The sequence below is a fragment of the Peribacillus sp. NPDC096448 genome (genome assembly GCF_044762675.1).
GTDB classification, from domain to species: Bacteria; Bacillota; Bacilli; order Bacillales; family DSM-1321; genus Peribacillus; species Peribacillus frigoritolerans_B.
On the sequence record NZ_JBIWEU010000007.1, the window covers coordinates 179,491 to 195,676 of the forward strand.

Annotated in this window: 12 protein-coding genes; 6 read left to right on the forward strand and 6 right to left on the reverse strand. The window is 39.7% G+C overall.

Annotation, left to right across the window (positions count from 1 at the left end; translation table 11 throughout):
* Positions 1-848 precede the first annotated feature (848 nt).
* Positions 849-2,297 (forward strand): flavin monoamine oxidase family protein, encoded by a 1,449-nt coding sequence (locus ACIQ0C_RS14185; RefSeq protein ID WP_403061093.1) that lies wholly within the window; start codon positions 849-851, stop codon positions 2,295-2,297.
* Positions 2,298-2,376: 79 nt separating this feature from the next.
* On the opposite strand, the gene ACIQ0C_RS14190 is transcribed toward ACIQ0C_RS14185, so the two are convergent.
* From ACIQ0C_RS14190 to ACIQ0C_RS14200, 3 genes are read right to left on the reverse strand one after another with little or no spacing between them, the layout of a single operon-like run.
* Positions 2,377-3,489 (reverse strand): Ger(x)C family spore germination protein, encoded by a 1,113-nt coding sequence (locus ACIQ0C_RS14190; RefSeq protein WP_403060927.1) that lies wholly within the window; start codon positions 3,487-3,489, stop codon positions 2,377-2,379.
* A complete protein-coding gene (locus tag ACIQ0C_RS14195; RefSeq protein ID WP_403060930.1) occupies positions 3,486-4,580 on the reverse strand; it encodes a GerAB/ArcD/ProY family transporter in 1,095 nt (364 codons plus the stop codon). Before ACIQ0C_RS14195 ends, ACIQ0C_RS14190 begins: the two co-directional genes overlap by 4 nt.
* Entirely contained in the window at positions 4,552-6,006 is a 1,455-nt protein-coding gene (locus ACIQ0C_RS14200) for a spore germination protein (protein WP_403060933.1), read from the reverse strand. Before ACIQ0C_RS14200 ends, ACIQ0C_RS14195 begins: the two co-directional genes overlap by 29 nt.
* A 211-nt stretch (positions 6,007-6,217) precedes the next feature.
* Between ACIQ0C_RS14200 and ACIQ0C_RS14205 the strand changes: the two genes are divergently transcribed.
* From ACIQ0C_RS14205 to ACIQ0C_RS14220, 4 genes are all read left to right on the forward strand, one after another.
* Positions 6,218-7,744 (forward strand): spore germination protein, encoded by a 1,527-nt coding sequence (locus ACIQ0C_RS14205; RefSeq protein ID WP_403060936.1) that lies wholly within the window; start codon positions 6,218-6,220, stop codon positions 7,742-7,744.
* Positions 7,745-7,762: 18 nt separating this feature from the next.
* Positions 7,763-8,854: a GerAB/ArcD/ProY family transporter gene (locus tag ACIQ0C_RS14210; RefSeq protein ID WP_402841526.1), complete on the forward strand. Its 1,092-nt coding sequence runs from the start codon at positions 7,763-7,765 to the stop codon at positions 8,852-8,854.
* Positions 8,851-9,936, forward strand: a complete 1,086-nt coding sequence (locus ACIQ0C_RS14215) for a Ger(x)C family spore germination protein (protein ID WP_403060939.1) — start codon at positions 8,851-8,853, stop codon at positions 9,934-9,936. Before ACIQ0C_RS14210 ends, ACIQ0C_RS14215 begins: the two co-directional genes overlap by 4 nt.
* 241 nt (positions 9,937-10,177) lie before the next feature.
* Positions 10,178-10,726 carry a RidA family protein gene (locus ACIQ0C_RS14220; protein WP_403060942.1) on the forward strand — a complete coding sequence of 183 codons (549 nt, stop codon included), beginning with the start codon at positions 10,178-10,180 and terminating at the stop codon, positions 10,724-10,726.
* A 149-nt stretch (positions 10,727-10,875) separates the two neighbouring features.
* Here the strand turns inward: ACIQ0C_RS14220 and ACIQ0C_RS14225 are convergent, their stop codons facing one another.
* From ACIQ0C_RS14225 to ACIQ0C_RS14235, 3 genes are all read right to left on the reverse strand, one after another.
* Positions 10,876-11,097: a hypothetical protein gene (locus ACIQ0C_RS14225; RefSeq protein ID WP_403060945.1), complete on the reverse strand. Its 222-nt coding sequence runs from the start codon at positions 11,095-11,097 to the stop codon at positions 10,876-10,878.
* A 72-nt stretch (positions 11,098-11,169) separates the two neighbouring features.
* Positions 11,170-12,888 (reverse strand): assimilatory sulfite reductase (NADPH) hemoprotein subunit, encoded by a 1,719-nt coding sequence (gene cysI / locus ACIQ0C_RS14230; protein ID WP_403060948.1) that lies wholly within the window; start codon positions 12,886-12,888, stop codon positions 11,170-11,172.
* Positions 12,889-12,915: 27 nt separating this feature from the next.
* The gene (locus tag ACIQ0C_RS14235) at positions 12,916-14,730 is read right to left on the reverse strand and encodes an assimilatory sulfite reductase (NADPH) flavoprotein subunit (protein ID WP_403060951.1); all 1,815 of its coding nucleotides are present in this window, start codon (positions 14,728-14,730) and stop codon (positions 12,916-12,918) included.
* A 323-nt stretch (positions 14,731-15,053) separates the two neighbouring features.
* Here ACIQ0C_RS14235 and ACIQ0C_RS14240 point away from each other — a divergent pair, with 323 nt between their 5' ends.
* Positions 15,054-15,962 carry a LysR family transcriptional regulator gene (locus tag ACIQ0C_RS14240; RefSeq protein ID WP_403060954.1) on the forward strand — a complete coding sequence of 303 codons (909 nt, stop codon included), beginning with the start codon at positions 15,054-15,056 and terminating at the stop codon, positions 15,960-15,962.
* Positions 15,963-16,186: the final 224 nt, after the last annotated feature.

Genomic DNA, 16,186 nt, shown 5'->3' on the forward strand with positions numbered 1-16,186 from the left:
CTCCTTTTATTATATATTTTATGAGAAAGTATAAGGATTTATACAGTATCATCTTCTAAAACAATCATAAAACAAATATGTTTAAATAAAAACTAATAAACTCCACTCTATGTTTCTAACGATTGATTTTATGTAATAGAAATAAGGAATACTATAATTAAAAAACTGTATCATGGAATAGCGTTTTTTTATTATTTATTCAGGAATTAGCACTTTTACAATGATGAGAATTGGGATATCCCATTAATTCATAGATCAGGAGCCTAAAACCTCTTTTAACTTCATTAACACTGTTTTATGCGCACTCGCTAAAATATTTGAAACTATACTAACTCCAATTGTTATGCTAATAAAGCGTTTGGTTTCAAAGGACAAAGTACGATAATTGCCTCAGTTATTAATGCCACTTTTTTATTGCTTGATCAACTTTTCTTGATTTATATAGATTGGTGAGTTTTTTCCGAAATAAGTTTGCGAATAGCATTCTTCGTTATCTCATCCCATTGTTCAAAAAAAGCTGGACACTGCTTCTCTAACTTTCTAAATTCGGCTCCATCATAAATCGTAGTCTTAGATAGTTAGCTTCCGAAAAAAATGGCATCATCTTTTAACAATAAATCAGCATATTCATCTTCTGCACTATTAAATTATCTAATATTTGAGCATTCCACATAAAGGATAAACCTAGAGGAATACGATAGCAATAATCAATCATGACAAATTATTGAAGATCCTTCATAAATGGTGACCCAATCGGAATAAGATAGCTTAAATCCCATATAGAAAGTGTAACAAGAGAGGAGAAAAACCCTTTGTCCTTTTTCAAAGATCCGCTTTCACCCGATCAAATGCTTGCTGTTATCAGAAATGGCCTGGGGCCTTCCCAGGTCCCCAAAAAAATCATTATCATTGGTGCCGGCATGTCTGGGTTGGTTGCAGCATCCCTGTTAAAACAAGCGGGGCACGATGTAACGATATTTGAAGCAACCGGGCGGGTCGGAGGGCGTGTTTTGACTATACGGGAGCCATTTTCTGAAGGTTCCTACCTTGAAGCCGGTGCCATGCGCATTCCGAATTATCATTACTTAGTTGCTGAATACATCAAGAAGTATGGTTTACGTGTCAACACTTTTGTAAATGCTACTCCTAATGATCCCATTTATGCCAATGGAATCAAGACGACCGCTGCCATATATCAACGGAACCCGGATATATTGAGATACCCTGTAGCTCCCCATGAAAGAGGTAAAACAGCAGAAGAATTACTCAACATGGCAATTAAGCCTGTGACTGACTTCATCATTCAAAACCCACGTAGAAATTGGGAAATAGTCATTAAAGAGTTTGATAAATACTCCATGAGCTTCTTTTTACAGTACAATCCAGTCGGGGTCAGTCTATCTACAGGGGCGATTGAAAGCATCAAGGTCCTGATGGGTTTAGAAGGATTCCCGGAACTTTCTTTTCCGGCCATACTTCGGGAACTTATGCCGCTCTTTAATCCAGACGTGAATTTTTTTGCAATCGAAGGTGGAAACGACCGACTTCCTTATGCTTTTCTACCGGAATTGAAGGATAATTTAAACTTCAGATATGAAGTGACAAAGATCGTTCAACATGATAATCAAGTCACCATCCACTCCAAACATACTCAAAGCCAAAACCCCTTAACGGTTACCGGTGACATTGCCATCGTGACGATCCCTCTTCAATTGTTGCAATTCATAGATATAGAACCCAGGAACTCCTTTTCCTATAATAAGTGGAGGGCAATAAGGGAACTCCATTATGCTGCGTCCACTAAAATCGGGCTTCAATTCACTCATAGGTTTTGGGAAAAGGAAGGAATCTTCGGCGGTAAACTGACGACCGATTTACCCATTAGATTTTCTTATTACCCCAGCCAAACGAGCAACCAGAGTGAATCCGGTCTCATCTTAGCAAGTTATACATGGGAAGATGATGCCACATTATGGGATATACTCCCGGAAAAAGACCGTATACAACACGCATTGAAAAATTTGGCAGTGATTCATGGAAAACAAGTGTATGATCATTTTTTATCAGGGGCTTCTTATAGCTGGACACTGAATCAGTATTCATACGGTGCTTTCTCCATGTTTAAACCTGGTCAGGAAACGGACTTGTTTCCATACATCCCAACACCTGAAGGAAGGGTCCACTTCGCTGGTGAGCATACTTCAACCGTACCAGCATGGATTGAAGGAGCCATTCAATCCGGCATCAGGGTTGCACATGAAGTGACGAATCTGCCTAGAACATACGGTGATCCATGAATGGACCATTTCTATGGCTATTTAACTTAACAACATTGACAACAAAACCTTCCGATTTGGAAGGTTTTCTTATGACCATTCACTTTATCCCCCCTTTTGAACCGATGTCTATGACCCTAATATTCACTTCATAATTAATGTCAGCATTACTTAAAATTTCGTCCCATTTCTGCTTATTTTTCTCCCAAAACTTTGGATGCTGATTTTCCACATAACGATACAATCCCGCTACCCCTGTTTTATATTCATGCTGTAATTTGTATACGATTTTCTTGACATCCTTTTTCACTTTAGCCTCGGCAATATGCTCAATCTCTTTTAAATAGGCTTTTTCAAAAGAATTCTCCTTACCATACCAATCTTCCGAAAGTCTTCCTGTGTACCCGACCTCAATATTGATCGTCAAATGATCACCGTTCAATTCCGTCGTGATTTTCCTTCTTATCCTATTAATTATTTCAACACTTAAAGGCTCACCGTGTTGGACCGCTTCGATTACACCGCCCTTTACCTCTCCGTTCAACCAATTTAATGCAGCAATATCCTCATCATTCATGACCGCGACCAACTTTGAATTGTTGATCACCCCTGCCCCCTTCAAAATTAATTTCCCTCCCCTAATATCAACGGTCTGAATGGCAAAGCTTCCATCTGACTGCAAATTTGATGATGCTTTGCCCAGTGTTAAAGGCGGAAGTATTTTATTCGTTCTGTTCTCATTATCTTTCAATTCATAGATTACATTCGAAGGAATCTCCCCATCGACGGATAGTCTCAAAATTTCTTTCGTCGGTCTTTTCGTTAAATAAACATGACAGCTTCTCCTTGTATTATTATCGCGTATTGACTGATTAATGATCGCTTCCATCGGGATTTTCCTTAATAAATCTTCATTAATGAGCATGATGCGCTGATGATTGGTTAATACCGTATTGGTTATGAGCAAAGAATCCCTAATTGCTTCATGCAGCGTTTTAGCACTGACGGTAACATTTTTATATTTGAGTTGGGCCTGATTCTCTTGAACACCATTTCCTGGAGGGACCAAAATTTGCTGTGTTAACATGATTTCGTCTTTCTTTTTGCTTTTATCGATCCCCACTCCCACGACAAGGGATAACTCTTCAATATTTTCACTGTCCCAACAGCCTGTAAGTAAAGCAATAAGCAAGACCAACCATAATCTTTTCATCCGCTTCTTCTGCTCCTTTTCACTTGAACGATTAGGAATGTAATAATTGGCAAGCCAATCAATATAACCGGAAATAGATATCCAAGCAAATCGCTCATTTTAAAAATTTCAAGTATGTCTTTAGGGATTTTGGCCAGAAAAAAAACGATTGGAACCAAAACAATAAGATTCGTTGTATATGAATTACTAAATATTTTCGTCATCCCTTCTGCTGCGAAGTAATAGTAAATCGCATGTGTTAAAAAAAACTGAAGAATCCAAGTTATTAAGAGAAATAGTTCCATACGCTCTAAAAATATGCCTGTTACTTCATAGGACTGAATAAATGAAATGGTTGGCCAAGTAACTGCAATGACTTCCGGAACAGTCAGTGTAGCCACTACCAGAACATATGTAATTATATATAATATCAGCGGTATGAAAAAACCGATTAAAGCGCCACTTTTTACTTTGTTTTGATTTTTAACGACGCCAAACAAAAAGATGAAAAGTTCAATTCCAAAAAAAGACAAAGTTCCGGAGCCCATTCCTTTCATGACAGGGAGAAATCCTTTAGCAAGAACAGGCTGGAGATTTTTTAACTCGACCACCCTGAGACTGAACAAATAAATGAGCAAGACGATGACGATTGTCAAAGGAAGAAAAAAGACACATGCTTTTGCTATGGCTTTAATTTTACCTGTCAAAAGATGCACGCTCGCTAAGATCAAGGAAAGTATCACGATCTCAACCGGGGTTTCCTCCAACAAATAAAAGCGGACCATTTCACTCATCGCAAGAACTTCAAAGCTGGCCACGCCTATAAAGTACACCACCACGACCAACCCAATAAGTTTGGAGAGCCACTTTCCATAGGCCTCCTCCATGTATGTGTAATAGTCAGCGACCTTATGTTTTTTTAACAGTACAACCAATAGGCATATCAAAAGGGCAATTGCGATCCCAGTTAAAATCAAGACAATCCATCCATCGGACGAATTGATTTTTTCCGTTATCGTCCTTGGAAGCGTCAGCATCCCAATTCCTAACATGCTGCATGAAATAATCGCTGCCAATTCCCCACTAAGAATTTTGCCGTCGGATTGGCCCAAGAGAATCCCCCCCTTTTTTCCGCTTCGGTAACCGCAGGAACGCATCCTTCCAAGTTTTTTTACCGAAAAAATCCATAGGTTGAAAATAAGGTTCTTGAAAGCTGGTCAATTTTGATAAATGGCTGATAACGATGATAAAGAATAGTGTGGTTCCGTATAAACCTAAAACGGCTGCAAAAATCATCGCCCCGAACCTTAATGCCCTGAACGCCAGTCCAAAGCTATATTGTGGTACCGTAAACGAAGTAATCGTCGTGATCGAAACGATGATGACCATCAGGGAACTCACTAAATTCGCTTGAACGGCTGCTTGTCCAATAATGACTCCGCCAACCAATCCAACCGTTTGCCCAATGGGTGCCGGGAGCCGAATGCCTGCTTCGCGAAGCAGTTCAATTGTCAATTCCATGATGATTGCCTCTACAAAAGGAGGAAAGGGGACGTTTTCCCTTGTACCTGCTATTGACATAGCCAGTTCTGTCGGAAGCAATCCAGGATTGAAGGAGACCAAGGATATATAAATCCCTGAAAGAAAAACGGTAACAAATAAAGAAAAGTAGCGAAGTATACGCAAAAAAGTTCCTGCAACCCATCTTTCATAATAATCATCCGGTGACTGCAGCAGCATCGTAATCGTCGTAGGTGCCATCAATGCAAATGGAGAACCGTCAACCATGATGACCACCCTCCCCTCCTGCAATGCAGCCAATACTTTATCCGGCCGCTCCGTATTCTGGATTTGCGGAAAAGGGGTTAACGCTGTATCTTCAATTAATTCCTCAAGCATCCCCGAGTCTTGGAGATCAATAGCTTTCACTTCATTTATCCGCTTATTCACTTCTTTTAACAATGAATCTCTTGCTTTTCCTTCATAATAAATCAACGCAACTTCCCGTTTTTCCATCGTCCCGAACTTCTGTTGTTTGACGATAAGTTTCGGATGGTTTGAATATTGCCTTATCAAGCCGATATTTTCCTGAAGACTTTCGATAAAGCCCATTTTCGGTCCCCGGACAACCCTCTCTGTAGAAGGTTCACCAAACGTTCGGTTTTTTTCCTTTTCCAGATTCAAGACATAACCTTTTACCATTCCATCTATAAATAAAAGCGTTTTACCGTCAAAAATATGCTCTTTGGCTGTTTCATATGTTTCAACATCCTGTTCCCTGACTGAACAGATTTTGGAAATGACTAGCTGTTCGATAGAAACCGGATGCTTGGTTTCAACCTGGGCAGCCGATAAATCCAGAACAATCTCATTGAATGCAGGGTAATCCATCGTTCCATTGACAAATACGAATAATCCCGAAACTTCATAACCGGGAATGAATATCTGTTTAAATACTACATCATCCTGCATATCCAATTCAGATTTCAAATTTTCCTGCTTTTGATCCAATTTAATATGCAAGGGTTTACTTTTCATGGTGAACTCCTTTTGGTTAAATGGGTTTTTATTTTTTCAGTTTCCTCTTGTTTCAATTTTTTTATGCGAACAGGATATGGGACAGACTTTTAAACCAAGGATTTTTTATGAAATTCATCTATGAAACGAGCAACATTAACATCCAAAATGGTTAATTTGTAATTAAATTGCAAATGCTAGGATAATAAGCTTTAGTGCAGAGGTGACAACATTGTTTAACCGCAGAACGTTCAAAAAAAAGCCCAATCAACCAAACGAAAAAAATGATGAATTAAATAAAGTTTCAGAAGTTAGGGACCTATTCAATACTCTTTCTTCATCCAATGATTTCATAAACCATCAAGGAACATATAATGGCGTAGGTTATTGGGTCTCTTTTTATCGCTCTTTGATCGATGCAAAAGTACTTCATGAAAGTGTTCTTTCTGTCATACCGACTCTGGAAACGATAAATTTGGAGCAAATTAAAGAAAAAGTACCTATTGAAAATATACTGATCACCAGTACCAAGGTTGTAATCGAAGAAAGGATATTGAGAGGCGAAATTGCACTTCGTTTAGATGGAAATCTTGATGAATGCCTCTTAATCAATGTTGCGGCCCAACAAGGAAGACAAGTTGAGAAACCTGAACTTGAATTTGGAATCATAAGTGCTCAAGAAGCATTTGTCGAGGATCTTGATATCAATCTTAATTTAGTCAGAAAAAGGCTGCCTATCCCTGAATTGCAAGTAAATGAAATGACTGTGGGATCCTTGTCTAAAACGAAAGTGGCAGTTTTATCGATAGAAGGGATCGTTGATCAGGAAAATGTTAATAATGTTATCCAAAGGATCAATGACGTAGAGTTTGATGAAATATTGGACGGGTCCTATCTCGCGCAAATGCTATATGATAATTCAAATACTTTGTTTCCCCTTTTCCTTAATACGGAAAGGCCTGATCGCATCGCTAGTGCATTGGCTGAAGGCAAGGTAGCCCTGTTAATCGATAGGTCGTCCTCTGTACTCATTACCCCAACCATTTTGTTGGAATACTTTATCACCATGGAAGATTATAATATGCCATGGATTCCGGCATCTGCTTTCCGTTTATTAAGGATATTCGCGGTCGCTTTTTCGATATTTGCCACTCCCATTTATGTAGCCGTGCTGACCTATCACTATGAACTGATTCCTAAAGATCTTTTGGAAACGATCGTCTCTTCAAGGAACTTAATCCCTTTTCAGCCATTGATCGAAGCATTATTCTTGGAGATTTCCATTGAGCTATTACGGGAAGCGGCTGCCAGGCTGCCAACAAAGGTAGGTCAGACATTAGGTATCGTCGGCGGTATCGTTATTGGTCAAGCCGCCGTTGTAGCTGGTTTGACCAGTAATATCTTATTGATCATCGTTGCCCTCTCGGCATTGGCATCATTTGTTACTCCCATTTATAAAATGGGGAATGCCATTCGGCTTTTGCGGTTCCCCTTTTTAATCGGGGCCCAAATTTGGGGGCTGCTTGGCATTACCATAGCAGCCGTATTTTTGATGACCCACCTTATCAAATTAACGTCAATGGGACACCCGTACCTTGAACCGATATACCCATTTCGCATGCAAGATTGGAAAGACAGCTTTGTTCGGCTTCCTTTTAATCTTTTCAAGTCACGGCCTATAAATTTACGTCCAGATGATATATCCAGACAGCCACAGCCCAAAAAAGCAAGAATCAAAAAAAATGATTTTAATGAATGATACCAATGAGGGTCCTATATGAACCAAGCTGGAGTTAATGAAAAGTATAAAGTGTCACCGTTCTATGTGTTTTTTTTAGTGCATTCCATGCAAACGGGAGTAGGCGTTTTAAGTTTTCAAAGAGTTTTAGCGAAGACAACGGGAACAGATGGCTGGATTTCGATACTACTGGCCGGCCTGATCGTCCATATAATGATTTGGATCATATATAAAATTTTCAGTATCGTTCCTGGGGATATCATTTCTGCAAATAATCAAGCATTCGGTAAATGGATAGGGAATTTCTTCAGTCTATTATTCATTCTTTACTTTTTTTTCCTCGGGATGACAGTCATGATCAGCTATATAAATGTCATACATGTATGGATGTTTGAAGAGGTACCAACTTGGGCTTTTTCAGTGGTCTTCCTGGTTTTGATTTATTATATTCATACGGGAGGATTCCGTACTATTACGGGTATTGCCTTTTTAAGCGTCCTTTTGACATACTGGCTTTTATTTGTCCTATTCTATGCCATGAAATACTCTGATTTCACCAATTTGCTTCCTGTTTTCCACCACACTCTATTAGATATATTGAAAGGAACAAAAAGTACTTCATTAACGCTGCTTGGTTCTGAAATGATCGTAATGTATTATCCGTTCATCAAAGATGCTAAAACTTCACAAAAATATGCCCATGGTGGGGCCTTAACGACAACATTAATGACCGTATTCGTTTATTTGGTTTCACTTGTTTTTTATTCACATAAACAGTTGGAACTGACTATATGGCCGACACTATCACTGACCAGCATTGTCGAATTGCCCTTTATCCAGCGATTTGAATATATAGATGTTTCTTGGTGGGCCATCGTTATCATACCCAACATGACCATCGCCTTGTGGTCAGCAAGCCGAGGTTTCAAGCGCTTGTTCAATGTTCAGCAAAAGTATCCATTATGGGGGATGTCGATTATTATCCTGATAACAAATATATTCGTTTTTGATATCGATTCCCTATATATATTGGATAAAATAATCAATCCATACGGAGTGTTCTTCCTTGTTTTATACTTGCCTCTTCTTTTGGTCATCATCTATATAAAGAAAATGAGGAAACGTTTATGAGAAAATTATTTCTTGTTATCTTGATTTTTCCGCTGCTTTGCAGCTGCGCCCAGCCAAGAGTGGTTGACGAAGTCAATATGTCCCAAGCCATTGGCTACGATATACTGAAGAATGATAATGTCGAAGGAATGTTCGTCATCCCTATCTTCCAGCAGGACAAGATGGGTAAATATCAAATCTTAAGCGGAACATCGACGACAACGAGTGATGTCCAGGCTGTCGTTTCCAAAAAAGCGGATAAGCCGGTATTGCTTGGACAGACACGCATCATTTTATTCAGCGAGAAAATGGTTCGTGAAATCGGAATGACAGAACTGACTGATTATCTCTATCGTGAACCACAACTTGGAAACAGGGTCATATTGGCCATCGTTGAAGGAAAGGTCAAGAATGTCATAAATTCGAAACCACCAAATAAGAATGTGAATATTGGAATCTTTTTATCAGATTTGATCAATCAACAAATAGAAACAGGGAACGGACCGGAAACTAATCTCCATCTTTTTTTAGGAAACTCTCTAGAAGCTGGCGGCGATTCGTATCTTCCTTTATTTAAATTAATTAATAATGAAGTTTCGGTTTCTGGAGTCGCCCTTTTTCATGAAAATAAGATGGTCAGTAAAGTCCCCACGGATGATATGTTCATTTTCAAAACATTAGTTCAACATCATAGGAGGGGAATATACAAATTCAAATTTAAAGACAAGAACGAAAGCGATATCGTAGTGGAAAGTATCCGAAGCGGTTCAAGTTATGAGATATCCGGCTCAGAGAGAAATCCCTCGATCACGATTAAGATCAAAATTAAAGGACAAATCAAGGAATCCATGCGCAGTGAAAACCTAACCAATAGAAAGATGATAAAAAAAATTGAAAAGGAAATGGAAGCTGATTTAACCAAGAAAGTAAACCGACTTATGAAAGATTTTCAAAAAAAATCCCTTGATCCGATTGGCCTGAAGGAAAAATATCACGCCAAAAATAAAAAAATGACCTATGAACATTGGAAAAAGATTTATCCGGAAATGGACATTAATGTAGAAACCCAAGTTAACATCATTCAAACCGGGGTTTCAGAATAATAAATTGTCGATAGGCCATTTATTATTCTTTGCCTGATCGCAAAAACTACTTTCCCATTAAATTGCTGATGAACAGCTCAGTTATTTAACTGGATGGCTGGCGGGTGCTTTTGAAACAGAAAGAATTGTGGTTAGCCGTCATGCAGAATTATTAATAGAAAGTAAAGTCCCTTGCAAAGCAGGATAAATGAATCCGATTCATCTACCTATCGTTGATACATAGATAACAGGAGCTGACTTTATGAAAAAATTTATGAAATCAATCATTACTACTTCAATATTAGGTATAAGTTTAATCGCAGGTTTCACTTTTACTTCTGCTGGCAGCGAAAAAGATGAAATGGAATCGGATAAAGTGACTTTCTTTGGCTCCCCAACTTCTGCGATTTCCAATTCAGTTGCTGTGCCTCAAAGTTATGACCGGTTATTGTTTAGCGGAACAGTAGCCCCTCTTTTAAACAAGGATGGAAAATCAACTTATGAAAGATATGGCAATACAGAAAAACAGGCAATCGGTATCTTAGCGAAATTAAAAGCAGATTTGAAAACAAAAGGACTTTCACTCGCTGATGTAACCTATCTGCGTGTATATGTCGCGCCTGATCCAAACAAAGGGGATAAACCAGACTATCAAGGTTGGTTTGATGCCTATGCTTTGTTCTTTAATACAAAAGAAAATCCAGTGAAAACAGCTCGTTCTACAGTAGGGGTGCAAAGTCTGGTTTCCCCGGATTATCTCATTGAGATTGAAGCAGAAGTAGCTTATAAAAATAAGGGTAAGTTAAAATAAAAAAGTTAGACGAAAGTAGTGAATCTATATCATCAAAATATCGGTGTTCCAGGTATAGTTATCTTTGCACTCCGAAAACCATTTTAATAGAAAAGATGCAGGAAGTTATTCCCGATCTCAGACTGTAGACAAAATAGTGAAGAACCATTTTACCTTCGAATTTTTCTGTTAAAAAAGTTCCAGCTGATTTCAGAAATCCGCTCCCTTTCCGCCGGCTGTCTGCCAAGCCTCCTCTCCGGAAGCGGCTGTGGGGTCTCGGCTAGCCAGTTATTCGGCAGGAGTGTCGCAAATTCCTTCAATATAGAGAGGGTTTCAGACATATAATTAAGTAAAAAAACATGCAGGAAAATCAAGTTTTCCTTTAGATTCAAGGTTAAATCATTCCGAACTTTTATTGTCGTCAAAAAGAGACAGGAAAATATTCCTGTCTCTCTTCGATTTAATCAATCATGAAAATTCATACCATCCGTCACTTCTTTAACAATGCCAGCATTGATGACAAAGTCCCCGAAATGCTCTCCTTGCTGACGTTCTTTTGCATAACGTGAAAGAAGTACACGCAACTCGTTTAATATCTCTTCTTCACCGATGTTTTCACGGTACATTTTACTTAATCGGCTTCCGTCGAAAGCAGCACCAAGATACATATTATATTTACCAGGTCCCTTACCGATAAAACCAATTTCACCAAGTGCATGCCGGGCACAGCCATTCGGGCAACCAGTCATGCGTATCGTGATTTCTTCGTTCCTCAGGCCGTTTTCATCAACGATGGCCTCGATTTTATCAATCAGAACCGGTAAATAACGCTCAGCTTCGGCCATTGCCAACCCGCATGTTGGAAGCGCCACGCATGCAATCGAGCTGCGTCTGAGCGCCGAATGATGTGCACCATCCGTCAAACCGTATGTTTCAAGCAATTCCATGATCTTTTTCTTTTTCTGGCTTGACACATCTGCAATGATCAGGTTTTGATTGGCAGTTAAACGGAAATCACCAGTATGGATCTTTGCGATTTCGCGCAAACCGGTCATCAGCTTGTAATCATTGAAATCGGCAATTCTGCCACCCTCGACAAATAGTGTAAAATGCCATTTATCCCGCATGCCTTTTACCCATCCATAGCGGTCTCCATTATTATCAAAATGATAACTTCTCGCTTCCTCCAGCTTCCACCCTAGACGATTTTCCAGTTCAGCTTTTACCGGTTCGAGCCCAAGCCTGTCAACCGTATACTTGAACCGGGCATTTTTCCGTACGGATCGGTTTCCGTAATCGCGCTGGATCATAATGATTTTCTCAGCCACATCCAGTATTTTGTCTTGCTGGCAAAAGCCGATTACCTTGGCTAGTTGAGGATATGTCGCCTTGTCACCGTGGGTCATTCCCATACCGCCGCCGATCGCCACATTAAAACCAACAAGTTTTCCGTTTTCAACAATTGCAATGAAGCCAAGGTCCTGGGAGTAGACATCAATGTCATTGGAGGGAGGGACGGCAATGCCTATTTTAAACTTCCTTGGCAAATAAAGCTTGCCGTACATTGGTTCGACTTCCTCCAATTCCGGAGTACCGACAACTTTTTCTTCATCCAGCCAGATTTCATGGTACGCCCTTGTGCGCGGCAATAGATAATCACTCAATTTTTTCGACCATTCATATACTTCGGAATGGATTTCAGATTGAAATGGAATCGAATTGCACATTACGTTCCGGTTTACATCTCCGCATGCAGCGATTGTGTCCAACATGGAAGCATGGATTTCCTGAATGGTTTTTTTCATATTCCATTTTAAAATACCATGCATTTGAAACGTCTGCCTTGTTGTCAATTTCAAGGTTCCGTTACCGTATTTCTGAGCAAGGTCATCCATAACAAGCCATTGAGAAGGCTGTGCAACCCCGCCGGCCATGCGGACACGTAACATAAACTGATAGGCAGGCTCCAGTTTTTGTTTTTGACGCTCATTACGTAGATCCCGATCATCCTGCAAATAGCTGCCGTGGTGTTTCATCAGTCGATTGTCATCATCCGGAATACCGGCGCTAATCCGATCCTGCATCACTTTTCCGAGTGTACCTCGCAAATAATCGCTTCTTTCTTTAATTTGCTCAACATCACTAGGCGGGCCTGCTGGTGCTTTCAATAGTGGGTTCACCATGTTGTTAACTCTCCTTTTCTTCAAATTTCAGTACACATCACGTTGATAGCGTTTATTCTGTTGCATTTCTTCAAGATAAGCTTGCGCATTAGCATGGCTCATATTGCCTTCTTTCTCAATGATCTCAATAAGCGTGTTATGGACATCATGTGCCATGTTTTTCTCGTCACCGCAAATGTATATAGCTGCCCCTTCTTGAATCCATTCGTATAATTCCTTACTTTGCTCGCGCATCCGGTTTTGAACATACACTTTTTCATCAGTATCGCGTGAAAAGGCAACATCCATTTTCGTAAGTACACCTGTTTCCAACCACTTTTGCCATTCAGTTTGATATAGGAAATCCGTCACGAAATGCTGATCGCCGAAAAAGAGCCACGTTTTCCCTTTCGCTTCCGATTCTTCGCGATCCTGGATAAAGGATCTAAACGGAGCAATGCCCGTTCCTGGTCCAACCATGATAATTGGCGTGTCTGGGTTCTTTGGCTGCTTAAAGTTCTGGTTATGCTGAATGTAAATGGGCAGCAAGTCCCCTGGCTGTAATCTGTCCGCACATAAAATCGAGCAGACACCTTTTCTTTCTCGACCGTGACTTTCATACCGGACAGCTCCGATTGTCAAATGCACTTCATCCGGATATGCGGATAAGCTACTCGCAATCGAATATAGACGGGCTGGCATTTTCCGGAGAATTGATACGAACTCTTGCGCCGATTCACCCCATGAACCAAAATCGCGGACAAAATCAAGCAAATCACGGCCTTCTCGATATTCTTTTAATCTTTCTTCATTACCAGGCTTTACAAGCTCCTTTAAATCCTCGTTACCTGAAAGCAGTGCCGCTTGTTCAATGAGCGATTTTGTCAATACCGTTATTTCAAAGTCGGAGATGAGCGATTCCCTAAGCTGACGAAGTTCTCCCTGCTTATTGATCTTTACGGTTTCTTCAGGGTCCCAATCTAGTTCCATAAGAAGCATATCCACTAAATCCGAATCGTTTTTCGGATAAATACCAAGGCTGTCACCTGGTTCGAATGTAAGACCTGAGCCTTCAAGAGATAACTCAAGATGATGTGTCTCTTTATTGGAGCCACGGCCGTTCAAATTTATATTCTCCAACACTTCCGCTTTAAACGGATTTGTTCTCGAATAAGTTTGGTCACCTACAGAAGTTTTTGCTGCGGGAACTGCAGCAGCAGAATTGACTTGCCCTTCACTTAAACTGGAAATGACTCCTTCCAGCCATTCGGAAGCAGGCTCATCATAATCAAGGTCACAGTCCATTCGCGGAAATAACCGTGTCCCCCCAAGTTCCTCCAAGCGTTTATCGAATTGTTTTCCCGTTTCACAGAAAAACTCATATGAACTGTCCCCTAACGCCAATACCGAAAAGCGGAGACCCTCAAGGCTTGGTGCCCTCCTGCCATGAAGGTACTCATGGAAAGACAATGCATTATCCGGCGGATCACCTTCTCCATGCGTGCTAACGGCAATCAGAAGATTTTCGATTTTTTTCAAATTGTTGACTTTAAAGTCACTCATGGATGAAATGGTAACCTGAAAGCCATTACCCTCAAGCTTACTCGCCGCTTTTTCTGCCAGCCCTTGAGCATTTCCCGTCTGTGAACCATACAGGATGGTCACCTCTTTTGATATTGTCTTCCCGCCGCTTTGAGCTTCCAATACCGGGACGTCGGCTGAACTTGTGTTGGATACTGACAAAGATGCAGTCAGATAACCGCTCAACCAAATTTTTTGTGTTTCTGTCAAGCTTGGCAGTAGGCTGTTAAGGAGCTCTGCTTGCTCTTGATTAAAGGGACTGTTACTTACCTGAAGTTGCACGATTTCCACCTCACAAAGGGATATTAACTTATCTTAGTTGATTATTATGTATAACGAGTGGGTTTAAATATTTTATTTCGAACCATAAATTAATTAACTCGTTTACTCCTATAGACCAAGTCGGTTTTAACTGCAAAAAAAATTTAAAATACAGTTATATAGGTTCATAGCACACAACAAATAAAAAGGACAATAGCTTTCCCCAGCCTATACTCTTCCTAAAATAAGTTTCTCATTAAAACTTTACTGGAAGGTATATCATTAGTAAAATATATATAATTTATTATAACTATTAAGAATATTAATAATAAGGGGAAATTTCTATGTACTATGATGCTTTAAAAACATTTGTGACCCTTGTGGAAGTCAAGAATTTTACAAAAACAGCAGAAATTCTTCTTATGTCGCAACCAAGTGTTAGTTTACATATTAAAAAATTAGAAGAAGAGTTCCAAACCAAATTATTTCTCCGTTCTCCCAAATTTTTAAAAGTCACTTTAACGGGAGAAATTCTTTACGACCGGGCCAAGCAAATGATCACAATCTATGAACAGACCAGACAAGACATACAGGAACACGATAGGTCCATCAAGGGCGAATTAAAGATAGGTGCAAGTTTTACAATAGGAGAGTATATCCTTCCTTCTTTACTCATCGACCTTCAAGAGGACTATCCTGAACTTGAACTTCAAGTCGTAATTGGGAACACGGAAGAAATCGTTCAAGCCGTTCGGCTATACAAGGTGGATATTGGTTTAATCGAAGGTCAAACTAACGAAAAAGAGCTTTCTGTTCACCCATTCATGCAAGATGAGCTATTCATTGTGTCTTCTAACACTCATGAACTCGCTAATAAAGACGAAGTGGAGATTACTGATTTACATGACCAAGCATGGGTAACGAGGGAAGTCGGATCTGGTACACGTGAATACCTTAACCATGTCATACGTTCAAATGGATTGAAAACTAAATCGATACTCACGATAAGCAGTAATCAAGGAATTAAAGAAACACTTATAAAAAACGGCGCAGGGCTGGCCCTGCTTTCCCGAAGTGTAATTGAAAGGGATGTACAAAATAAAATCCTTTCTATTATTCAGGTAAAAGATGAATCCTTTAACAGGACACTTTCATACGTCTATTCCCCAATTATGGAAGGTAAAAAGAATGTCAAGACTTTTATAACTGAATTAAACAAAAAATGGCCCATGAAAGCAAAGCCGATAGGATGATCATTGCAAAGAATGCTATTCCAAGAATGAAGTTACAGGCACATGATGTTAGGAACTTATTGGTGATATTATTAAATAATCATAAGCGGATGATCCGGAAGTAAGCTGTTTAACAGGATGCTTCTGTACACAAAACGCGGAAAACTAGCGCAGCTAAACAAATTTCGAGAATAAAGCCGGCATTTCCTGCGTTAAGGAAACATCGGCTTTATTATACTTAAAAA